We start from the raw sequence: 21,704 nt of genomic DNA, 5'->3' as shown, positions 1-21,704 counted from the left end.
CCCGCAGGCGTCATGGTGGCCCCCTTGGCCGCGGCCATGAACCCCAGCTGCGCGGGCGGGGACCACACCGGCGTCCTGCTGGAGCGCACCGCCGTACGGTGGCTGGCTGAGCTGGTGGGATTTCCCCACCCCCCGGGGGCCGGCCTGCTGACCAGCGGAGCCTCCATGGCCACCATCACGGCACTGGCCACGGCCCGCCACCGGGCCCTTGGCGCCCAGGGTCACGACGTGCGCGAAACCGGCCTGTACGGGCATCGTCCGATGGCGCTCTACTTGTCCGCCGAGGCGCACAGCTGCCTGCACAAAGCCGCGGAACTTCTCGGCCTCGGCACCCGGTACATCCGCACCGTCCCGGTCGACTCGTCCTTCCGCAATGGACATCGGCGAGCTGCGACGTCTGATCGCTGCCGACGAGCGAGCCGGGGTGCGGCCGTTCTTCGTCGCCGCCAGTACGGGCACGGTCAACACCGGCGCCGTCGACCCCCTGGACGACATCGCCGTGATCGCCCGAGAGCACGGATTGTGGTTTCACATAGACGGCGCCTACGGCGCGCTCGGCATCCTCGCCGAGGACGCGGCCCCGGACTACGCCGGCCTGGAACAAGCGGACTCCCTTGCTCTGGACCCGCACAAGTGGCTCGGCGTCCCCATAGACGCCGGCTGCATCCTCTTCCGCGAACCGGCCGCCCCGCGCGACGCCTTCAGCATGGTCCCTCCCTACCTGCGGGACGAAGATGCCGGAGAGCTCGGCTGGCTCTCCGAGTACGGCCCCGAACAAACCCGCCCGTTCCGCGCCCTGCGCGTGTGGGCCACCATCGCCCATCTCGGCCGGAACGGCATCATTTGCCTGGTGAACCGCACGACCATGCTCGCGCGTACGCTCGCCGAATTGATCGAAGCTTCCGACGACTTCGAGCTGCTCGCCCCGGTGACCACTTCCGTCACCGCGTTCCGCCACCGCCCTCCGGACCTCCCCGCGGACCGCGCGGAAACATTGAACGGAGCGATCCCGGCCGCCGTACAGCGCCGTGGGCACGTCTTCCTCACCGGCACGCGGATCTCGGACGCCGCAGCCCTGCGCGCCTGCGTCCTCCACCCGGGCACCACGAAGGACGACCTGGCCGTCCTGCTCGAAGAAATTCGAGCCGCGGCACAGGAGGTCATCTCCCACCAGTAGGGCATCGTCGCACGGCATGCCGAGTGACACGTGCGGTCAGCCGGCTTCCCTCATCCCGTGCCGGCAGGCGAACGGGCCGGCCGGTAGGTGGGGTGACGAGACAGAGCCGCTCGTCGTCGGCGCGGTGATCCCCCTCGGCGAACCGGCGACGGAAGAGGCCCCGCCGGCTCCGTGCCCTGCCGCGCCCCGGCGCCGGCGCGGGAGCACGCCGCTGGCCGGTCGCCCGCCGCGCCGCCGGCCTGCGACCAACCGGCCACCGGATCATGATCACCGGAGGACGGGGAGCAGGACCCGTGCGCCGAGGTCGCCGTGGCAGCCGGCCCGGACGCCCCGGAGGTCTTCGCGGGCACATCTGACGTCGGCTGGATGTGGAGCGCCTACGGGAGCAGGCCCTCGGAGCCCTGGGAGGCGGGGACCGGGACGGTGGAGTGACCGTGACCGCGTGAACCGCCCGTGCTCCGAAGGGACGGTGGGCCGTGGGGCCGTGGGGCCGGCGATCGGCCCCCGCCCCACCCGTCAGCTGTCGAGGGCCGGCAGGGTGGGCGCCGGTGCGCCGGGAAGTTCACGGAGGGCGGTGCGACCGTCGCGCCAGGCAGCCAACAGGTGTGCCGCGAGCCGGTCCTCCAGCAGACCGGTGGCCTCGATGCCGAGGACGATGTCGGCAGCGAGCCACGGTTCGTCCTCCAGCAACCCGCCGATCACCTCGTGTCGCACGACCTGTTCGTGCACGGCGTCCGCCTCCACGTGCTCGTCGTAGAAACGCTGGGCCGCTGCTCCCGCGCCCGCCCGCCGCAACGCCTGCGCGAGCCTGCGGGAGCCTGGGGACGAGGTGATCTCCACTGCGGCGAAGTGCCCGACCAGCGCGCCCCGCAGGGAGCGATGGAGCCCGAAGAGCGACATCATGTTGACGGTGGCGAGCAGTTCGGCGGGCGCCACGTCGACGTACGTGCCGTACGTGGTGTCCAGACCGAGATCGGCCATGAGTTCCGCGAAGAGGTGGGCATGCACCGCTTCGGCGCGGCCCGCCCCGAACTCGTCGTACTCGATGGCGACCATCGCCGCCTTCGCCCGCCCGCGCAGCCTCGGCACGACCCAGAGGTGGGGATCGGCCTCCTTGAGGTGGTAGAGCGAGCGCAGGGCGGCGTACTCGCGCAGCTGGTCGAGGCGCGCCTCACGCAGCAGGTGGTGCGTGACACTCGTGCCGTCGTCACCTACCGGCTCCACCAGCAGCGAGCCGACCGCCTGCGCCACGTCCGCGTCACCCGAGGTCTCCTCCCGGACGGCGGCGAGGAAATGCTGCTCGGCGGCCGCACGCACCGCCAGCAGGGAAGGATCCCACTCCAGGTCCTCGTCGACCGTCGCGAACCCCCGGTAGTGCGTCTCGTAGACGACGTACAGCAGCAACTGCACGTCCTCGCCGAAGGGGTCGGCCCGGCGCACCTCGTCTGCGGACGGCAGGCGGGTGCGGTCGCCGGTGAGGTAGGCCACGACGCCGGCCGAAAGCTCTCCGCGCGGACGGGGCAGCCGGGGTGCGGCTCCGTCGCGGTCCGCCGGGTGCGTCGGTCCGGCGCCGTGGGACGGGGTGGCGGTCGCCAGGGTGTTCACGATGCGGACTCCTCGCTCTCGTTGTGGTCGCCGGGTGAACGCGGACGGCGGGGCTGCTCCGGCCGGGCGTCGTCGGACGGTGCGGACACCTTCTCGCGGCGTCGGTGGCTCGTGTCGCACCACGGGTAGGTGCGGCTGCGACGACAGGTGCAGACCGCCACGGTGAACCGTTCGGACGTCACGCTCCGTCCGTCGGGCAACCGCACCGTGACGGGTCCCTCGATCAGGACCGGGCCCTCGGGGTCCACGCTCACCAGGCGGGCACCGGCCGGGTTCGGTTCGGGCGCTTCGGGTCCCGGCGCCCCCTCCGGATCAGTTCTTCCGCGCACGGACGATCACCAACTCCTCGGTGCTCTGGCCCACGGGCAGCAGACCGCGTTCGCGGAGCCAGCCCAGTCTTCCGCGCAGCACCGGGCCGAACGGGATGGAGAGACGATCGCTGATCGACGCGCTCAGGCCGGCACGCTCCAGGCGGCGAAGACTCGCTTCGGGGTCGCTGAGGGCGGAGTGCACCATCAGGAGCAGGCCGCCCGGCTTGAGCGCGTCGGGCGCCGCGTCACAGATGCGGTCGACCAGGGCACGGCCGTCAAGACCGGCGTCCCAGGCCCGTTCCGTGCCGCGCCGGGGGAGCGAAGGGCGGGGTGACGGTACGTAGGGAGGGTTGCTCACGACGGCGTCGAAGCGGCGTCCCCGCACGGCGGAGAGCAGATCACTCCGGTGCACGGCGACCGGCAGACCGGCGATCGAGGCGTTCAGACGTGCCGTGGCGACCGCCCGCCGACTGATGTCGACCGCCGTCGTCCGCGCACCGAGCAGAGCCGCCCGCAACGCCAGGGCACCCGTACCGGTGCACAGGTCGAGAACGTCCATGCCGGGCCCGATGCCCTCGCGCCGCATGGCGGAGGCGAGAAAGTAACTGTCGGTCTGCGGGGCGTAGACGCCCGGAAGCCGCACCACCCTGCCGGGACGGGGCAGAGCCCTGCCGGTGCTCAAGGTGACATTTTCCATGAGACGTCCTCTCTCTCGCCGGTACGCCCGACAGACTGGCCGCCGAGGAGTCTCTGGCCGCGAACCGGCGGCCCACGTGGCCCTGCGGCATCAGGGGCCCCACGGGCCACGAGCCTCGGCGAATCGCTCCTGCCCCTCGATCACGCCCCTACGCCTCGCGCGGTGCGAGGCGGTGATCACCGATCGCGGTCGCGGCTGAGGGCGACTGCCCGCTCGGCCGTTCGGCGGCCTTCTGCTCGCGCCCCCTGGTCCCGGATCGGACGGGACCAGCGCATGCCGGTCCCTGGACGGCACGGCGGACACGGGTGCGCGGGAGCAGAAAAGCAGCATCGGCCGCGTCTCCCGAGACACGTGAGCACCGGCCGGCGCCTTCGGCCGGTGACCGCGTACGGCGGACGAGCAGCGGGGACCGTCGGCCGCTGGGGGCCGTCGCACGAGGAGTGGCAGAGAACTGATCCCGCGCGACCGCACGCATCAGCAGGACGACGAGCGTGCCGAGACCGCCGCCGACGAGATGCTCCGCGAGGTGGAGGAAGTGGAGGAAGCCGGGACCCAAGGCGTGGACGGTTGCGAGGAGCCCCGCGAGGAGGGTGAGGCCGCGGATGCGCTGACCCCGAACGATGCGGCCCAGGAGGACGCGGAACGGTCCGTCCCCTGACCCCGCCCCGACCGCACCGGGGCTTCCTCAGGCGCCTGAGAGCGCCCCCCCGGGGAGTAACGAGCATGGCAGGCAGCCTGGCGGTGCCGGGGTCCTGCCCCTCCCGGACCGCCCGACGGGCGGTCCGGGAGGGGCAGGACCCGCGGACGCGGCGGGCCCGGCGTGCCGCCGAAAGTGCTTCTCAGGCGGAGGGCGTGCCGGGGTGGGGGAGGGGTCTCACCCGCTTCACCGTGCGGGGTGCCTGGTGACCCCCGCTCATCAGCATCCGTGCCTCGCCGCCGACGCTGATCTCGGCCCTCACGATTCCCGTCTCGTCCTCGTAGATGGGCGAGCCGCCGGCGCCGGTCCGTTCCGTGAGACCGACGACGACCGTGTCGTCCTCGTCGCCCAGGGTCTCGAAGACCAGTTCATAGCTCGTCGGTGGTTGCACGTCATCTCCCGATTTGGCGGCGAACCCGCTGTTCCCCGCTCCGCCCATTCTTTCGCCCCCGCACCCGTCGCGCGCTGCGGGGTCCGCGGACAGGTGTCCGCGGACAGGTGTCCGCGGACAAGGTTCCGCGTACCCCGCAGCGAGGTACGCAGACACCTGGCCGCACGGCTCCTCCCCGAAGGCGCCCGCCCCGCGGCGGCGGGGCCGACGGCTGCGGGAACGGCTGTTCGCACACCCCGTGGGGCTCTGGGACGTCGACTCCCTCTTCCCTCCGCCGACCTGCGCAGCCGCGCCGGTGCCCGCCCGGGAAGGTGCCCGGTCACCCTGATCGGCGATGCCATCGACACGATGAGCCCGGTTCCGGCGACGGGCGCCGACACCGCCCTGCGTGATACCGCCGAACTCCCCCGCGCGCGCCCTCGCCGACTCGGCCGGTGCGGGGGATCACCGAGGGACGGGTGCGCCGGTACGAAATCCGTATGACCGACTACGCCTTTTCGATCGTGGCCGACGCCCGGCGGAGGGGGCGTCACCGGATCCGCCGGCGGTGGATCCCCGGCCGCCGGCACCGGACGGTGTCCGGCGGCCTTCCGGACGGGTGGGGAAAGCGGCCCCCGTCCGGAAGGGTGGAAAGGGCGGCCCCCGTCCGTAAGGGCACTACCTGAGTGTCAGGGGAGGGGTCAGGACGGGTTCGAGCAGGTGGGCGAGGTGCCGGCGCTGCGACTCGTCGAGCCTGCCCGTCGCCGGCGCCAGCGCCGCCCGCGCCTCCTCGTACATCTGCTCGGTGAGTTCACGGCCCGCATCCGTGATGAGGACGTCGACGGCCCTTTTGTCCGTGGGGTTGGGGACGCGCACCATCAGCCCGCGGCGTACGGCACGGTCGACGAGGCCGGAGAGCGTCGACTTGTCCAGGCCGAGGAAGGCGGCGAGGTCACTCATACGGGGGCGTCGATCACGCAGGATGCCGAGCACGCGCAGTTGGGTGAGGGAGAGGTCGTGCTCGGCGCCGATGCGGGTGAGCACCCCCATGATCTGGAACGCACTGCGGACCAAGCCGTCCAGCAGGACGTCCTCGGAGTCGTCGATGGCCATGGGAACCACCGTACTTGACTTTGTTTGTAATACCCACCACTCTGAATTCAGTTGGTAATACAAACTACCCGTGGGGGACCACCATGCGTGCCGCGATCATCACGTCCTACGACGCTCCGCCCGCCTACCGCGAATGCCCCGAGCCCGTCGCCGAGGGGGAGAACCAGATGGTGGTGGAGGTCCTGGCGGCGGGGCTGCACCACCTGACCCGGGCGAAGGCGGACGGTTCGCACTACTCCGCCGCCGGGACCTTCCCGCTCGTGCCCGGTGTCGACGGCGTGGTGCGGGATCCGCGCGGGCGCCTTCGCTACGCGGTCCTGGACGACACCGCCTCGGGTACGTTCGCCGAGCGCACCGTCATCGACGTGCGCCGCAGCGTCCTCCTGCCCGAGGGCGCCGATCCCGTACGCATCGCCGCCGCGATGAACCCGGGCATGTCCTCCTGGGTCGCGCTGCGCCGTCGTATCGACTTCCCCGTAGGCCGGCGGGTCGCCGTCCTCGGCGCCACCGGCAGTGCGGGGCGGATGGCGGTGCAGATCGCCAAGCGATTCGGCGCCGTCGAGGTCATCGCCGTGGGCCGCGACACCGCACGCCTGGAGGAGTTGCCGGGCCTCGGCGCGGACCGGGCGGTCACCTTCGAGGAGATCGGGGCGGCGGCCGACGTCGACGTCGTCCTCGACTTCGTGTGGGGCGCCCCCTCCGCCGGCGCGATGCTCCCCGTCCTGAAGGCCCGGGCCGACCGGAGCACCCCACTGACCTGGGTGCAGATCGGCTCGATCGCCGGAGAGACCGCGCCCGTCCCCTCCGCCGCGCTGCGCGCGGCCCGGCTGCGGATCGTCGGCAGTGGTATCGGCTCCGTCCCACCCCGCGACTTCATCGCCGAACTCCCCGAGCTGGCCGCAGCGGTCACCGAGGGCGGCCTCGACGTCCGGGCCCGCCCCGTCCCCCTCGCCGACGTCGCGCAGGCGTGGGGCGACCGGAGCGGCGAGCGCCTCGTCTTCGTCCCGTAGTGCCGGGGGCCACTTCGTCCCGGGAGGCGTGGGTCGCCGCTGGGCGAACCCGCAACCACCCCCGCTCGAGGGGAGTTTCCACCCGAGCGCCAGGGGCAAGCGAGCGGCATGGACAGAAACGAAGAAGTTGTGGAGACCGTGGTGGAGACCCGGGGCGACCTTCACCACGTGGTGCTGGCGGCCGACACCAACGGTGACGGCAAGCCCGATGTCTGGATGACGGACACCACGGGGGACGGCACGGCGGACCTGTACCAGTTCGACACCACCGGAGACGGGGAAGTCGACGTCACCGTGGTCGAGCGCGCGGCGGACCCGGGCGAGGACCGTGTGGTGGTCGAGGGCGACGGCGGCCACCCGGTGGAAGGCTGAGCGCACGTCCACGGCCACGTGTGCGCGGGTCGCCCTCTGCCGGGCCCGCGCACACGTGCACGCCGAAGGCCCACTCCCGGGCCCGTGCGGTGGACGGCTCCGCACCTGAACCGACGCCACGGGGACGGACACCTCAGCCCTGTGTGGGATGGTTCAACTCCGGTGCGGCCAGAGACTGTTCGGTCCAGATGGTCTTGCCGTCGGCGCTGTAGCGACACCCCCAGCGCTCGGTCATCTGCGCGACCAGGAACAACCCGCGACCGCCCTCGTCGGTCGTGCGGGCCCTTCGCAGACGAGGCTGGGTACTGGCGGGATCGCTCACCTCGCACACCAGCTCATGGCCGGTACGGATCAGCCGCACCTCCAGGGAACCTCCCGCGTAGCGCACCGAGTTGGTCACCAACTCGCTGATCACCAGCTCGCTCGCCATGACGGTGAGATCGTCCAGGCCCCACTCGTTCAACTGCTTGGAGACCGCCGCGCGCATGGAGGCGACCAGTTCGGGGCGGGCCGGGATCGTCCAGTGGGCGGTGTGCGCGTCGTCGACGGTCTTGAGGTATCCGGTCAACAGCACCACGTCGCCGGGTGGCCCCTCGGGTCCCACGTTCCGCAGCACGTCGGCGGAGATTTCGGAGAGCTCCTTCTGGCGGCCGTCCGCCGTCCCGGAAGCGCGCTGGAGCATCCCGGGCAGGAGGTCGGCCGGGTCGTCGTCGGGCCCGGCGCCGACGACGTCGAGCAGGCCCCGGGTGTACAGGGCCACGAGAGTCCCGGGAACCACGTCCCACTCGCTCACCTCGAACGGCGCCCCGCCTTCGCCCAGGGCCGGACCGGCCCGCATCGGCATCAGCGTCGCCGGACCCCCGGGAGGCACCACCACCGGCGCAGTGCCCCCGGCGCCGGCGGCGACGCAGTGCCCGCTGACGGGGTCGTGCACGAGGTAGGTGCAGGCCGCGCGAACCCGCTGCACGTCGTCGCCGGACTCGGCGTCGAGTCGCTGGACCAAGTCGTCGAGGTGCGTCAGCAACTCGTCGGGTTCCAGGTCGAGCACGGCGAGGGTGCCCATGGCACTGCGCAGACGCCCCATGGTGGCAGTGGCGCGGAGACCGTGGCCGGCGACCGTGCCGGTCACCAGGGCGACCCGTGCCGAGGAGAGCGGGATGACGTCGAACCAGTCACCTCCGCCCACGTTGCGGCGACCGGCCGGGAGGTAGGTGGCGAAGGTGGTCGCGGCCGTGGTGTCCGTGGTCGTGGACGGCAGGAGTTGACGCTGGAGGATGACCGCCGTGCGGTGCTCGCGTTCGTACCGGCGCGCGTTGTCGACCGCGAGCGCGGCCCGCGAGGCGATGAGCGAGAGCTGCCGCAGGTCGTCCTCGTCGCCCGCCCACTCCTCCCTGCACTCGACGACGACGGCCACACCCAGCACCAGCCCTCGCGCCCGCAACGGCATGATGATGCGCGACTCGGTACCCGGGGGGAGCAGGCGCCGGGCCAGACGGGGATCGACGCTCCGATGGAGGTTGTCCCCCGCGTGCCGGCGTTCCAGCACCACGGCTCCCTCGACGAACACTTCCCGCAGATGAGGCAGCTCCGCGGGCATCGGCACCACGTCGCCGATGTCGAGCCGATCGGAGGGGTAGTCTCCCGCAGCGGCCGTCCGGATCATGCGGGGACGGGGCTCCACGGCATCGTGCCGGGGCGGCTCGTCACCGTTGAGGACCTCCTCGGCGAGGTCCACGAAGGCCGCCGCACCGACGCTGGGCGCCAGCAGATCGGCGATGGCCCGCGCGGTCTCCCGCACGTCGAGGCTGCTGCCGACCCGTTCGCCGGCCCGGTCCATCAGCGCCTGCCGACGGCGCAGCGCCTCGATCTCGAGGACGTCAGGGGCGTCGGGCACGCTGCACCTCCGTACCTGGGTCCACGCCATCAGGGAGACGGACGACGAGCTTGGCGCGGGGAAGAGTGGTGGTCCACTCCTCGGTTCCAGTATGCGGCGAGTCCGCCGAGGGGCACCTCGGACCGGTTGAGGGCTCACGGGGTCCGGACCGACGGGTTCCGCCCGGACCCGCCCGACGGTCCGGGACCGGCCGCTTCCTCCACCGGCGGTGACCAGGGCGAATGGAAGGTGAGGACGGGGCCTCCGGCCCAAGGGAGGCCCTTCCCGGTTCTAACGGTCAGCGGTCGCGCCTCGTCCGCAGGTCTGCCGTCCCAGGGTTCGCCCGGTTGTGGTCTCGGACGCCGGCCTGCTGACACCGCCGGGGGCATCGGTCTTCGGGAGAGCGGCGAGGAAGACAGACGGTCGTGTCCTCGCCCAGCAGGGCGCGGAGTTCGAGCCGGTAGGCGGTGACCAGGACGCAGGCGAGGAGCAGCACGGTCAGGGTGAGGAGGGGGCCGACGGGGTCCCTGACGGCCGTGCCCGTGTCGTCGTCCTCGCTGAGGAGCCTGGGCCGCAGCCATCGGTTGCCGCGAGACGGGGGAGCAGGGCGATGACGGCGGTGACGAGGGCTGCGGACGGCCCCCTCCGGCATGCGGTGGGTGCCCACGGGCGCGGGCGCGGGCAGGGCGAAATGCTCATGTCGTGGTCCCCGCCGCGGAAACGATCATCCGCCTCCGGACGAGGGCCCCGTGTTCCACCGCAACAGCCCGGACGTCCCGTGTCCCCGGCGCGTCACCGACCCGCTCCGACGACGCGCGCTGCCATGGTCGGCGCACGGCCGAGCGGGCCGGGCGGGCTTTCTCCAGGTGGGGTGGGGGGCTACCCCCACCCCGGATCCGGTGCTTCGCCCCATGGTTCGGCGGAGTGCGCTCCAGGAGGCTGGAGGTACGGGGACACCCGCCCGTGCCGAGTTCTCAGGAGACCACAAGTGACCACGTCCGTATCGAGTACCGCGGCCCGGAACGGCGAAGCGCGCTCGCTGTTCGCCGCGCGTGCGCGGGGGCTGACCAAGGCGTACGGCGACGGCGAGACCCGGGTGGTCGCGCTCGACGCGGTGGACGTCGACATTCCTCGGGGCCGGTTCACCGCGATCATGGGTCCCTCGGGTTCCGGCAAGTCCACGCTGATGCACTGCCTGGCCGGTCTGGACACGGTCTCCAGTGGCAAGACCTGGGTCGGCGAGAGTGAGATCACCAAGCTCGGGGACAAACGGCTGACCAGGCTCCGCCGGGACAAGATCGGCTTCGTCTTCCAGGCGTTCAACCTGCTTCCCACGCTGACCGCGCTGGAGAACATCACCCTGCCGATGGACATCGCCGGCCGCACCCCGGACCGGGCCTGGCTGGACCTCGTGGTGGAGACGGTGGGACTGGCCGGACGGCTCACGCACCGTCCCACGCAGTTGTCCGGCGGGCAGCAGCAGCGGGTCGCGGTGGCCCGGGCCCTCGCCGCCCGTCCCGAGATCATCTTCGGTGACGAGCCGACCGGAAACCTGGACTCCCGGGCCGGCGCCGAGATCCTCGGCTTCCTGCGGCACTCGGTCGACGCCCTGGGCCAGACCATCGTCATGGTGACCCACGACCCGGTGGCCGCTTCCTACGCGGACCGGGTCGTCTACCTCGCCGACGGACGGATCGTCGACGAGATGAACGCGCCCACGGCCGACGCGGTGCTGGAGCGGATGAAGTCCTTCGACTCCCGGGGCAGGACGTCGTGACCGTGCTCCGTACCTCCCTGCGCAACCTCCTCGCGCACAAGGGCCGCATGGTCCTCTCCGCGGTCGCCGTACTGCTCTCCGTCGCCTTCGTCTGCGGCACGCTGGTCTTCACCGACACCATGAGCGCCACCTTCGACAAGCTCTTCGCGACGAGCTCCGCCGACGTCACCGTCAGCCCGCCGGAGGCCGACGACGAGCAGCAGACCGGGACACCGGCCACGCTGCCCGCCTCGTTGCGGGCGGCTCTGGAGAAGGTCCCGGGCGTGGCCCGGGTGGTCCCCGGGGTCGGCAGCCGGCAGGCCACCGTCGCCGACAGCCGCAACCAGGACATCGGCTCCAGCACCGGCGCGCCGACCGTCGTCGCCAACTGGAACCCGAACCAGACCAAGTCCGTCGACATCACCTCCGGCCACGCCCCGGGCGCACCCGGTGAGGCCGTGCTCGATGCGGACACCGCGGCCGAGCACCACCTGGCCATCGGCGACACGCTCCGGGTCATCGCCGGGCCCGGCGACGCCGAGGTGACCATCAGCGGCATCGCCACGTACAAGACCACCAACCCCGGCGCGGCCGTCGTCTACCTCGACACTCCGACCGCCCAGCAGGTGCTCCTCGGCTCCCGCACCGCGTACACCGACTACGCCCTGGACGCCGCGCCCGGCGTCAGCGACGACCGGCTCAAAGCGGGGGTCGACGCCGTCCTGGGCGGCCATGACTACCAGGTGCGCACAGCGGCGGAGAAGACGGCCCAGAACCAGCAGGACATCGGCTCCTTCCTCGATCCCATGAAGTACGTGCTGCTCGGCTTCGCCGGGATCGCCGTCCTCGTCGGCATCTTCCTGATCGTCAACACCTTCTCCATGCTGGTCGCCCAGCGCACCCGCGAGATCGGACTGATGCGGGCCGTCGGGTCGAGCCGCCGACAGGTCAACCGTTCGGTACTGGTGGAGGCGGTACTGCTCGGCGCCGTCGGGTCGGTCGCCGGAATCGGCGCCGGTATCGGCCTCGCCGTCGGCCTGATCGCACTCATGGGCGCGCTGGGAATGCACCTGGACACCGCCGACCTGACGATCGAGGCCACCACCCCGCTGATCGGTCTCACCATCGGTGTCGTGGTGACCGTCGTGTCCGCGATGCTGCCGGCCCGCCGGGCCGGCGCCATCTCCCCGATGGCCGCCCTGCGCGAGGCGGGCACCCCTGCCGATGCCCGCGCGGGACGCGTCCGTTCCGCGGTGGGCACGGTGCTCACCACGGCGGGCGGTACCGCACTGGCGCTGGCCGCGTCCTCGTCCACGACCTCGGCCGGTTCCGCGCTGCTCGCGATCGGCGTGCTGCTGACGCTGGTCGGGTTCGTCGTCGTCGGCCCGCTGCTCGCCGGGCTCGTCGTACGGGTCCTGGGCTCGCTCGTCCTGCGCGTGTTCGGCCCGGTGGGCCGTCTCGCCGAGCGCAACGCGCTGCGCAACCCGCGCCGAACCGGAGCGACCGCGGCGGCTCTGATGGTGGGCCTCGCGCTGGTCGCGAGCCTGTCGGTGGTCGGCAACTCGATGGTCGCTTCGGCGACCGCCCAGATGGACAGGTCCGTCGGCGCCGACTTCATCATCCAGGTGGGCGACGGCGACCCGATCAACCCGGCAGCCGTCAAGGCCATCCACGCGGCCGGGCATCTGGCCCACGTCACCGATCGCACGGACGTGGCCGCGACCGTCATCGCCCCCGACGGCACCGGGGAGAAGACCAAGATCGCGGCGGGATCGCCGTCCTACACCGAGGACCTCCGGGCCGAGACCGTGCGGGGACGACTGGTCGACGCCTACGCCCCCGGCGCCATGTCGGTGCCCGAGGGATGGGCCACGACACACGGGGTCACCCTCGGCAGCCGGCTCGACGTCGCCTTCGCCGGCGGCACCACGGCTCGGCTGACGGTCCGAGCGATCACCTCCGACGACACGGTGTTCGACAAGGGCGCCATGTACATGGACATCGCCGAGGCCAGGCGCCATCTGCCGGCCGCCGAATTCCCGGTGAACAACATGATGTTCGCCGCCGCGCGGCCCGGCCAGGAGGCCCAGGCGGCAGCGGCGCTCAAGGCGGCCACCGCCGACTACCCGCAGGTCAAGGTCCGGGACCAAGCCGCCTACAAGGACATGGTCGAGGAGCAGCTCGACCAGTTGCTCAACATGATCTACGCGCTCTTGGCGCTCGCCATCATCGTGGCCGTCCTCGGAGTGGTGAACACCCTCGCCCTCTCGGTGGTGGAACGCACCCGTGAGATCGGGCTGATGCGCGCCATCGGACTCTCCCGACGCCAGTTGCGCCGGATGGTCCGCCTGGAGTCCGTGATCATCGCCCTGTTCGGTGCGGTCCTGGGCGTGGCACTGGGCCTGGGCTGGGGCGTCGCCGCGCAGAAGCTGCTGGCCCTCGCCGGGCTGGGGGTGCTCAGCATCCCCTGGACCACCATCGGCGTCGTCTTCCTCGGCTCCGCGGCGGTGGGTCTGCTGGCCGCGCTCTTCCCGGCCTTCCGCGCCGGGCGGATGAACGTCCTGAAGGCCATCGCCACGGAGTGAGGGCCGTCCGCGGGGTGTCGCCGTGATCGTCCGGTCACGGCGACACCCCGTACATACCTGGTGCGGGTGGGCGTCGGACGCCGGTGGGGACCTCAGGGGGCGGGGCTGTGCCGCTGGAAGAGCGCGCCGGTGACGAGCGCTCCGAGCGACGATGCCGGCCGACCACCGGAAGCGGTTGTGCAGCTGTACGGCCGGGCTTCGGCGAGGACGCTCTTCGCGTACGGCCGGCAACGGGAAGTACTGTCGGTGCCGCCTTCTACGCTGTGCCCATGGCCACCCCCAACCCGTGCGACCGCTGTCTACCGATGGTCGACGAACTGCTCACGCTGTCCTTCCCCGCAACCGCCACCACCGATGTGACCGGCTACGCCGGCCCCGACCACCGAGTCCGGTATCTGCGGACCAGCCAGGTTTTCCCGGACGACGACGGGCAGACCGGGGACAGAGCACATGCGGAGCTGGAAGCCTGCCTCGACGACCTGACGCTCACACTCTCGGCACGCTGGGACGACCCCCTCCCCGTCGACCTCTGGGCCTGGCTCACGGCCGGTCTCAACGGCGAGCTCGACGACGACATCCCCGAACCACTCGAGTACCTCACCCAGCACGCCACGAGCATGCTCGCCTAGCCGCTCCCCGACGGAACCCGCTGGCTAGGGCTCGCCCTCGGCCAGGCCGACAGAGAACTGCCACTCGTCCTGTACGCCGCCGTCGGAACCGGCCCGCTACTCCAGACCCCATGACCGAGGATCCGCCCCACGGAGCCGGAAGCACCCGCGCCGAACAGCAACTACTACGGTTTTTGCGAGTCCGGTGGTGTCTGCCCGCACCAGCAGGTCGTGGTGGTCCTTTCACCGGTCGCGCCGCTTCCGCAGCCGCCAGGCCAGACCGTCACCACTGACGGGGTCAGGCGCAACGGCGGCGGATCACCGTCTGGACAGGGGCCGGAGTCCGCCGCTCATCCCGAAACCGTGTGCTGACGGGCCCTTGCAGAGTTCCTCCTCCAGCACGTCGAACCGAGCGTCGGTGACGGTCGGGGCGTTCGCCGGGCTCGCGGAGCGCAAGACCTCCGTATCGCTCTCACGCCCCCGGCGGACAATCATGATTCCGGGAGGGCTCGCGGCCCGCCTCGCAGCAGTGGACATGAAGCGCCTTGGCATCCAGCCCTACGGCCTCTACCGTGGCGGAGTGATCGAAGACGGTCGCGTGGTGCGCGTGGGGGACTCCGGACCCCGACCGGTCCATCTGCTCTTCTCCGAGCAGGCAAGGCCGTTCGGGGACGACCCCGTACTCGACTTCCTGGTGAAGGCTCGCGGGCGAAGGGTGAGCGTCGAGACGCAGGTGCGGACGTGGGACGGCGACGGCCTCGACGCTTTCCTCTCCTCGTTGGCCGACGGATTCCGCGGCTGGGAAGGAGTTCGCGCTTGGCGCTCCCTGGAACACGACCTGACAGTCTCGGCGGAACACCACTCAGGCGGCTACGTCCACCTGACGTGGGGCGTCCATGGCCGACCTCCGGCCGGGGAGTGGCACTTCGAGACCATCACGGTGCACGCGGCCGGCGAGGAGATGCGAAATCTCGCCGCAGATTTCCATTCTTTTCTCACGAGCGTGGTCGCGTAGCCGACGCGTCACGCGGCGCGTTCGGCGCAGTCCCGGTCGGCGCCGGTGCGCGCACCGGCGCGCGCGGTGGCGGCATCGGGGCGGGGCCGTGTCAGGGCGTCCGGCGATCGGCTTCGCCGGTCCGGTTGCGGCGGGCCAGCAGTCGCTGGGTCGCGGCCAGAGCCGCGCCGCCGCCCAGCCTCGAACGCAACGCGGCCCGGGCCGCGTTGGCGCCGGGTGCGCCGTGCACCCCGCCGCCCGGGTGGGCGGAGGCGGAGGCCAGGTACAGCCCCTTGACCGCCGTCTCCGGGCGGCCCGTGCCCGGTACCGGACGGAACACCAACTGCTGGTGCATCGAAGCCGTGCCGCCGTTGATCGCACCGTTGCGGAGATTGCCGTCCGCCGCTTCCAGCTCGGTCGGCGACAGGATGCGCCTCGCCCGGATGCGGTCGCGGAACCCGGGGGCGTAGCGCTCCACCTGCTGCTCCACCCGGTCCGCCATCCGTTCCCGCTCCCCGGTGCTCCAGACGCCCGTGAGGCCGTCCGCCCCGGCGTCCGCCTTCGTCCGATGGGGTACATGGGTGTAGGCCCACGCCGCCTCGGTCCCCAAGGGCGAGCGCGTCGCGTCCGCGGTGGTCATCTGCCCGCAGAGGAGGAACGGCCGGTCCGGAATGAGTCCCCGGGCGATCTGCGCCGCCCAGCGGGTGAGCTCGTCCACGCCCTCCGCGAGGTGCACCGTGCCGGCCCCGGCGGCGGCAGGCGCGCTCCACGGGACCGGCCCGTTCAGCGCCCAGTCGACCTTGAACGTGGCGAAGTCCCACTGGAACCGGCGCATGTCCTCGAGGATCCGCGGCGGCAGGTGTTCCGCCGGGACCAGTGAGCCGTACAGGAGAGGTGCCGAGACGTCCGCGAGGACCGCCCGCCGGGCGGGGATGCCTTCTCCGGACGCCGTACGGACGCCCACGGCACGGCCCTGCCGCACGACCACCTCGGTCACCTGCTGCCCGCACCGCACCGCGACCCCGCGCGAGCCCAACCGCCGCACCAGGGCCGCGGTGAGAGCTCCGGCGCCACCGACCGGAACGGGGAAGCCGTGGGCCTGGCCGAGCATCGACATCAGCCAGCCGAAACCGCCGCTGCCGGCCGCCTCGGGCGCCAGGTCCGCGTGCAGCGCGTTGCCGGCCAGCAGCAGCTTGCCGCCCTCGCCGAGGAACTCCTCGTCCCCCAGACGGCGTACCGGCAGCACGAGGCTGCGCGCGAGCCGCAGGCCGCCCGCCGCGCGGAGGCGAGCCGCCAGGACACCGCCGGCGAGGACCGGGGGGAAGGGCGCGAAGAGCGCCTTGACGATGTCCTCGCCGAGCCGGTCCCAGATGTGGCAGAGCCCGAGCCAGCCCTCGCCGTCGCCGGGCGCGAAGCCGTCCAGCGCGTCCGCCGTGACCCTCCGGTCACGGTCCAGCACGGCGCAGCTGCCGTCGAGCAGCGGATGGGCGAGCACGTGGGGAGCGTGGCTCCACCGCAGACCCTCCCGCTCCAGCTCCAGGGCGGCCAGCACCGGGGAGGCCGCGGCCAGAGGGTAGAACGAGCTGAACATGTCACTGATGTAGTCGGGATGGACCTCCCGGTCGCTGCGGACGGCGCCACCCGGTTCGGGCTGCTCCTCCAGCACTTCGACGGTCCAGCCCGCGTCCGCCAGCACGTTGGCCGCGACCAAGCCGTTCGGTCCGCTTCCGATCACTACCGCGTCGACCATGGTGCCGCCTTTCGGTGTGCGCGGGCCGTTGCCGGGGACGGCTCTGTCGGGTCGAAGGCTGTCGGGTCGGGGAATGCCGGGCAGGCCCCCGGTACCCGCCCCGCCGGCCTACGCGACCGCGACGGGGCCGGACTTCTCCTCGACCAGCCGGGCCAGCCGTGCCAGCATGCTGCGGTGGCGGATCTGGAGCGCCGCGTCCAGCACCACGTTGTGCAGAGCGGCTCCGAAGCCCTTGAGCGGGTGCTCGTCGACGATGACGAGGGTCTTCTCGTCCCCCCAGGCGCGGATGTCGAAAGCGATGCGCGCCGATCCCAGCGGGCCGCCGCTCGCCTCCAGCTCCAGCGCTCCGGGCCGGTCGATGCGGCGGACCACGGTGTGCCCGGTCAGCTCCTTGGGTCCCACCCGCAGGATGTACGTGATCGAGGAGCTGAGCTCCGGCCACACCCCCTTGTCCGGCCGTGAACGGGTGGTGCCCACCACCCACTTCCCGTAGAGGGTGGCGTCCTCCAGTACCGCCCACACGGCGGACGGAGGCCGGTCGATGAGGTGATGACGGACTGCCATGGGTCTCCTCGGGTCGGTGGTGCCCCGGTGTGTGCCGAGATCCGAGCGCCTACCCCGGGCGCGTGCTCCCACCCCCGATTCAACCGCGCTCGGGGCGATCGCGCAGATCGGGCCCACCGAGCGCCGCCACGCCGGAACGACCGCCCCGCTCTCCTCGCGGTCCGGGCGTTTCGGGCGACGTACCGTGCGGGGACCCGTCAGAAGACGACGGCCTCGGCCTTCACGACGGAAGCGCTCATATTGCGCTCCATCATGCGCAGGGCCGCCTCGGCGAGGTCCGCGTGGATGTGCGCCACCGCGTCCTCGGGCACGGTGACACGCAGTTGGCGGATGTGGGCGTCCAATGCCGAGTACAGCACGCACTGTTCGGTCACCTGGCCACAGAGCACGACGTGGTCCGCGCCGAGTTGCTTGAGCAGGTACTCGAGCGGCGTCTCGTAGAAGATGGAGTGTCGTGCCTTGACGACGAAGAGGTCGTTGTCGGCGGGCAGCAGCGGGCGGACGAGTTCGGCGTTCTTGCCCGCCAGACTCGTCTCGACGAGCTCCCCGTGGTGCGAGCGCCATTCGCCGAAGTTGTCGTTGGCGTAGATCACCGGCACGCCCTCGGAGCGGGCCCGGTCGACCAGACCGGTCAGGGAGGGCAACGCGGTCCGGACGGAGGGGACCAGTTGCTCCGCGTCGGGGTGGTCGTACGTGTTGATCATGTCGATGACGATGAGCGCACCCTTGGCCATGGACCCATCCTCCCACCGTGCTTCCAGGATCACCTTTCGTGGGGCGGCCCTCCCACGGCGGCAACTCCGTCGTGCCGCTGACACTGCCGGCCCGCTACACCCTCCCGGGCCTCTTAAAGGACACCGCAGCCGCCGACCAGCGGTGCGTCTCCACCGCCCGACAGGTGTCGGGACCGCTGCTCCGCCCCACCCGCTGCCCTTCGTGTCCGATCCGAAGGGACCGCGTTTCTCAGGAGGCGCTACGCCCGACAGCACGGGGCGGGGGTGGGGCGGAAGGGGACTTGCCGGACATCGCCCGGCGTCCCACCCTCTCGTTCCCGCGTGGCGGTCTCGGTCCGCGGTTCACCTGTCGGCCCAGCGGCTCAGCGTCCCCGGCCGTCCTCTTCCACGTCGTCGACGACGTGCACCGCGGCTTCCTCGGCGGAAGCGGCCCCGCCGTCGATGCCGACGTCCTCGGCGAAGACATCGGTGTGCCTACCGGTCGCGTCGTCGGCCTCACTGAGGCGGCCCGCACGCGTGCCGCCCTCGATCCGGTCCTCCGGTTCGCCGTCGCCCTGGGCAATGTCGCCGATGCCGTCCCCGTCGGGCGGCCGGACGTCGGCGACCTCTTGGGCGAGCCGCTGGTCCAGCGATTCGCCGCGGCGCTCCTCCTCACCCGTCGTGCCGAACTTGTCCACCCCCAGCGGGCGTTCGGGAGGGGAGTAGCCCTCTTCCATCTGGTCGTCCAGATTCCGTTCGCCGAGCGCGTCTTCCATGTCGAGCTCGTCGTTGGGCGGGTCCTGACCGTCGTTCTGCGGCTGATAGACGTCGTCGCCGCGCGCCTGATCCGGCATGCCTTGCTCCTCGTGTTCGCGTCGATGGGCGGTGACGCACCGGTCCGCTCCCACCGGGCGTGGGGGAAGACGGGTGCGGGGGCCCGCCGCGCGTGCTGACGCGGCGGGGGAGAGCGGCGTCAGCGCCCGAGCGCCTTCCGCAGCTGCTCCTTGTTCATGGAGGAGCGCCCGTCGATGTTCTTCTTCCTGGCTTCCGCGTAGAGCTGGTCCCTCGTCGGGCCCTGTGCACCCTGGTGGGAGCGCTCGCCGCCGCGCTGGTAGGCGGACTTCTTGTCCTGGGTGGACGTCTTGCTCGCCGTCCTGGACTCGCCGGACCGAGCCCGCTCCTTGTTCACCGTCCGGGCGGCGATCTCCTCGGCCCGTGATGCGGAGGTGCCCCGTTCCTGCTGACTCTCCTTGATGTGCTCGTACTGACGTTCGCGCTTCGCGTTCGATCCAGCAGGCATGGCTCATTCCTTTCCGTCTCGTCGTCCCGAAGGGACCTTGACCCGCGTTTCCGGGAACAGCGGCCACTAAACAACCCCGCGCCGGAAAGGGCGCTCGGTTGCCGAGCGGCGGGCGCCGGCGGGGGCCTCCCCTCAGGACGCCGGATAGGGGTGATCGGCCAGCAGGCGCGCCAGGTGGACGGTGTTGGCGGCGAGCGTGCGGGTCGTCGACGCCACCGCGTCGGGCGTCTCGTCCAGGTCCTGGTAGTCGGTGCCCCGCATCGCCTCCCCGACCCAGTAGGTCACCGCTCCCGGCGCGAGGGAGAACCCCACGTCGTCGAGCCCTTGGAACAGGTCCGCGCTCACCTTGTGCGCCCCGTCCTCGTTGCCCACGACGGCGACCGCCGCCACCTTCCCGTACGTGAGCAGGCGGCCCTGGTCGTCGCTCTCGGAGAGTTCGGCGTCGAGGCGTTCCAGGACCCGCTGACAGAGGCTGGAGGGGTGGCCGAGCCAGATCGGCGTGGCGAGGAGGAGGATGTCGGCGGCGAGCACCTTCGCACGCAGCGCCGGCCATCCGTCCCCGTCCCCCATGTCGAGGCCGACGCCCGCGCGGACGTCGTGATCGACCACCCGCACGATGTCCCCCGAAACCCCGAGGCGCTCGAACTCCGCCATCACCTGCGAGGCGAGCAACTGGCTGCTGGAGGGGGCGGGCGACGCGTTCAACGTGCAGACGAGAGCGAGTGCGCGCATGGTGTGAGGTCTCCTTCGGGGCGGGGGACGGGCAGGTGTCCGGGCGGCGCCGCGCCGCCGCTCTGTACGGGAGTGCCTACTTCTCCGGGTCGTGACCCCAGTTCATGAGCGAGTAGCGCCACCGGGTGTCGGAGCTGTCGCCCGAGGGCCGCTGTGCCAGGTGCCGCCGTACGTAGCCGGTGACCTTGCGCATGTGGGCGAGGTCGTCGTCACCGAGGTCGTCCTTCTTGGTGCGCAGCAACTCGACGATCCGGCGGCCCGAGGCGTGACCGGTCGACTCGCCGCCCCCGTCCTTCTGGCCCACCTCCCGCGAGGTGTCCGTGCCGAGCCACTTCTCCAGCTCGCCGGCGGTCATGTTGACGGCCTCGCCGAAACCGTCGACGGTGGCCCGTCGGTCCTCGTCGTCTCCGCCGCTCACGAGCCGCCGCCCTTCTTGTGCAGTGACCCGGGCTTGTGCACGGCGGACTTGCCCGTCTTGTCGCTCTCCACCTCGTACTGGGGGTCGTCCTTCGACGCGTCCACGGTGCGCCCGGCGGCCTCGGCACGCCGGTCGATCTTGCGCGTGACGGAACCCTCGACGTCCTGCCCGTGGCTCTTCCACGTGACGTCGTCGCCCTTCGACAGCTGCTCGTCCTTCTTCGAGCCCTTCTTCGCCATGGGGTCTCCCTCTGCCTCCGGCCGCGGCCGGATCGTTTCGGCGCGCGGAGTGCGCGTCCCCGTCAGCATCGATCCTGCCGGGGACGCGCGCATGCCGACGTGCCCGCGGGGGAGTGATCCGGCGGCGGGGAGGCGCTTTGTGCGCCGGTGGACCGAATCGTGCGCCGCTCCACCACCGGTCACCTCCTCAGGCGGGCGTCGGTGGGCATGGAGCGGTCGGGGCGGGGGATGTTGCTGAGGACGCCGGTGTGCGGAGGGCGGCTCGCGCGCCTCCCTCCGCACACCGGCGCGGTCGCCCCCGATCGGCGTCCGGTCGGCGAGAGCGCCCCGGCCCGCCGGTGCCGCTCTCCTCCGGGGAGGGGCGCCGCGCACCGACCCACCACGAATGGCGGGACACACATCCGGCTGCGTCGATTCCGTCCCGCCGGGCACGCTGGATTCATGACAGACACCTACGAAGGCCCCGCCACACTCGTCATCGGTACCGAGGAGACCGCCGTCATGGCCGTGCTGCATGCCCCGGGCGGCGGAACCGCTCCCGGGAACTGGACCGGCACGGTCCAGGCCGACGGTCTGCAGACCTCGTTCTGGCCCGCCGTGCAGAGCGGTGGCGTCGAGATCCGCATGCCGGACGGCCGCCGGGGGACGGCCCAGATCGACATGGACGCCGAGAGCGGGAACGCCACGGTCAGCGGCACCGGCCCCGCACCCTTCTGATCCGCACGGCACCGGTCCCGGACGCCTGCGACCCGTACACCCGGGCGACGCCACGGCACGTACCGTGCGGGCTCGTCCCCCGCGGGACCGCCGAGGTGCGTGT

Annotated in this window: 22 protein-coding genes; 8 read left to right on the top strand and 14 right to left on the bottom strand. The window is 71.9% G+C overall.

The genetic code is table 11. From position 1 onward, the window contains the following. The first annotated feature begins 373 nt into the window (after positions 1-373). Entirely contained in the window at positions 374-1,177 is an 804-nt protein-coding gene (locus tag PZB77_RS01445) for a pyridoxal-dependent decarboxylase (protein ID WP_275490673.1), read from the top strand. Between the two features lie 516 nt (positions 1,178-1,693). Here the strand turns inward: PZB77_RS01445 and PZB77_RS01440 are convergent. The 5 genes from PZB77_RS01440 to PZB77_RS01420 form a co-directional block, all read right to left on the bottom strand. Then, the gene (locus PZB77_RS01440) at positions 1,694-2,701 is read right to left on the bottom strand and encodes an iron-containing redox enzyme family protein (RefSeq protein WP_275495875.1); all 1,008 of its coding nucleotides are present in this window, start codon (positions 2,699-2,701) and stop codon (positions 1,694-1,696) included. A gap of 77 nt (positions 2,702-2,778) precedes the next feature. Next, entirely contained in the window at positions 2,779-3,111 is a 333-nt protein-coding gene (locus PZB77_RS01435; protein ID WP_275490672.1) for a CDGSH iron-sulfur domain-containing protein, read from the bottom strand. Then, positions 3,095-3,790 carry a HemK2/MTQ2 family protein methyltransferase gene (locus PZB77_RS01430; protein WP_275490671.1) on the bottom strand — a complete coding sequence of 232 codons (696 nt, stop codon included), beginning with the start codon at positions 3,788-3,790 and terminating at the stop codon, positions 3,095-3,097. Before PZB77_RS01430 ends, PZB77_RS01435 begins: the two co-directional genes overlap by 17 nt. A gap of 839 nt (positions 3,791-4,629) precedes the next feature. After that, positions 4,630-4,878 carry a DUF6296 family protein gene (locus PZB77_RS01425; RefSeq protein ID WP_275490670.1) on the bottom strand — a complete coding sequence of 83 codons (249 nt, stop codon included), beginning with the start codon at positions 4,876-4,878 and terminating at the stop codon, positions 4,630-4,632. A 657-nt stretch (positions 4,879-5,535) separates the two neighbouring features. Then, on the bottom strand, positions 5,536-5,970 hold the full coding sequence (locus PZB77_RS01420) for a MarR family transcriptional regulator (RefSeq protein ID WP_275490669.1): 435 nt from the start codon (positions 5,968-5,970) through the stop codon (positions 5,536-5,538). A gap of 83 nt (positions 5,971-6,053) precedes the next feature. Here PZB77_RS01420 and PZB77_RS01415 point away from each other — a divergent pair, with 83 nt between their 5' ends. Then, positions 6,054-6,980, top strand: coding sequence for a zinc-binding dehydrogenase (locus PZB77_RS01415; RefSeq protein ID WP_275490668.1), 927 nt, complete (start codon positions 6,054-6,056; stop codon positions 6,978-6,980). 108 nt (positions 6,981-7,088) lie between these two features. Continuing rightward, positions 7,089-7,352: a hypothetical protein gene (locus tag PZB77_RS01410; protein WP_275490667.1), complete on the top strand. Its 264-nt coding sequence runs from the start codon at positions 7,089-7,091 to the stop codon at positions 7,350-7,352. Between the two features lie 133 nt (positions 7,353-7,485). On the opposite strand, the gene PZB77_RS01405 is transcribed toward PZB77_RS01410, so the two are convergent. Further along, positions 7,486-9,246 (bottom strand): ATP-binding SpoIIE family protein phosphatase, encoded by a 1,761-nt coding sequence (locus PZB77_RS01405; RefSeq protein ID WP_275490666.1) that lies wholly within the window; start codon positions 9,244-9,246, stop codon positions 7,486-7,488. Positions 9,247-10,213: 967 nt separating this feature from the next. On the opposite strand from PZB77_RS01405, the gene PZB77_RS01400 reads away from it, so the two are divergent. The 4 genes from PZB77_RS01400 to PZB77_RS01385 all read left to right on the top strand — a co-directional run bounded on the left by PZB77_RS01400 (position 10,214) and on the right by PZB77_RS01385 (position 15,189). Continuing rightward, the gene (locus PZB77_RS01400; protein ID WP_275490665.1) at positions 10,214-11,002 is read left to right on the top strand and encodes an ABC transporter ATP-binding protein; all 789 of its coding nucleotides are present in this window, start codon (positions 10,214-10,216) and stop codon (positions 11,000-11,002) included. Then, a complete protein-coding gene (locus PZB77_RS01395) occupies positions 10,999-13,566 on the top strand; it encodes an ABC transporter permease (protein WP_275490664.1) in 2,568 nt (855 codons plus the stop codon). Before PZB77_RS01400 ends, PZB77_RS01395 begins: the two co-directional genes overlap by 4 nt. A 269-nt stretch (positions 13,567-13,835) precedes the next feature. After that, complete coding sequence (locus PZB77_RS01390; protein WP_275490663.1) at positions 13,836-14,195, top strand: hypothetical protein; 360 nt, start codon at positions 13,836-13,838, stop codon at positions 14,193-14,195. 397 nt (positions 14,196-14,592) lie between these two features. Beyond that, a complete protein-coding gene (locus PZB77_RS01385) occupies positions 14,593-15,189 on the top strand; it encodes a DUF6228 family protein (protein WP_275490662.1) in 597 nt (198 codons plus the stop codon). A gap of 91 nt (positions 15,190-15,280) precedes the next feature. Here the strand turns inward: PZB77_RS01385 and PZB77_RS01380 are convergent, their stop codons facing one another. The 8 genes from PZB77_RS01380 to PZB77_RS01345 form a co-directional block, all read right to left on the bottom strand. Continuing rightward, positions 15,281-16,918, bottom strand: a complete 1,638-nt coding sequence (locus PZB77_RS01380; protein ID WP_275490661.1) for an NAD(P)/FAD-dependent oxidoreductase — start codon at positions 16,916-16,918, stop codon at positions 15,281-15,283. Between the two features lie 108 nt (positions 16,919-17,026). Further along, positions 17,027-17,482 (bottom strand): SRPBCC family protein, encoded by a 456-nt coding sequence (locus PZB77_RS01375; protein WP_275490660.1) that lies wholly within the window; start codon positions 17,480-17,482, stop codon positions 17,027-17,029. Positions 17,483-17,679: 197 nt separating this feature from the next. Continuing rightward, positions 17,680-18,216, bottom strand: a complete 537-nt coding sequence (locus PZB77_RS01370; protein ID WP_275490659.1) for an isochorismatase family cysteine hydrolase — start codon at positions 18,214-18,216, stop codon at positions 17,680-17,682. A 362-nt stretch (positions 18,217-18,578) separates the two neighbouring features. Next, on the bottom strand, positions 18,579-19,049 hold the full coding sequence (locus tag PZB77_RS01365) for a DUF5709 domain-containing protein (protein WP_275490658.1): 471 nt from the start codon (positions 19,047-19,049) through the stop codon (positions 18,579-18,581). Between the two features lie 119 nt (positions 19,050-19,168). Then, a complete protein-coding gene (locus PZB77_RS01360; protein WP_275490657.1) occupies positions 19,169-19,495 on the bottom strand; it encodes a plasmid stabilization protein in 327 nt (108 codons plus the stop codon). A 132-nt stretch (positions 19,496-19,627) separates the two neighbouring features. Next, positions 19,628-20,227 (bottom strand): NAD(P)H-dependent oxidoreductase, encoded by a 600-nt coding sequence (locus tag PZB77_RS01355; RefSeq protein WP_275490656.1) that lies wholly within the window; start codon positions 20,225-20,227, stop codon positions 19,628-19,630. Positions 20,228-20,303: 76 nt separating this feature from the next. Further along, the gene (locus tag PZB77_RS01350; RefSeq protein ID WP_275490655.1) at positions 20,304-20,645 is read right to left on the bottom strand and encodes a DUF3140 domain-containing protein; all 342 of its coding nucleotides are present in this window, start codon (positions 20,643-20,645) and stop codon (positions 20,304-20,306) included. Next, positions 20,642-20,884 (bottom strand): DUF2945 domain-containing protein, encoded by a 243-nt coding sequence (locus PZB77_RS01345; RefSeq protein WP_275490654.1) that lies wholly within the window; start codon positions 20,882-20,884, stop codon positions 20,642-20,644. Before PZB77_RS01345 ends, PZB77_RS01350 begins: the two co-directional genes overlap by 4 nt. Before the next feature lie 441 nt (positions 20,885-21,325). On the opposite strand from PZB77_RS01345, the gene PZB77_RS01340 reads away from it, so the two are divergent. Further along, on the top strand, positions 21,326-21,601 hold the full coding sequence (locus PZB77_RS01340) for a DUF4873 domain-containing protein (protein WP_275490653.1): 276 nt from the start codon (positions 21,326-21,328) through the stop codon (positions 21,599-21,601). Positions 21,602-21,704 lie beyond the last annotated feature (103 nt).

Origin of the sequence: Streptomyces sp. AM 2-1-1, from assembly GCF_029167645.1 — a bacterium.
Taxonomy (GTDB): Bacteria; Actinomycetota; Actinomycetes; order Streptomycetales; family Streptomycetaceae; genus Streptomyces.
This window is presented reverse-complemented; position numbering and strand designations above follow the sequence as displayed.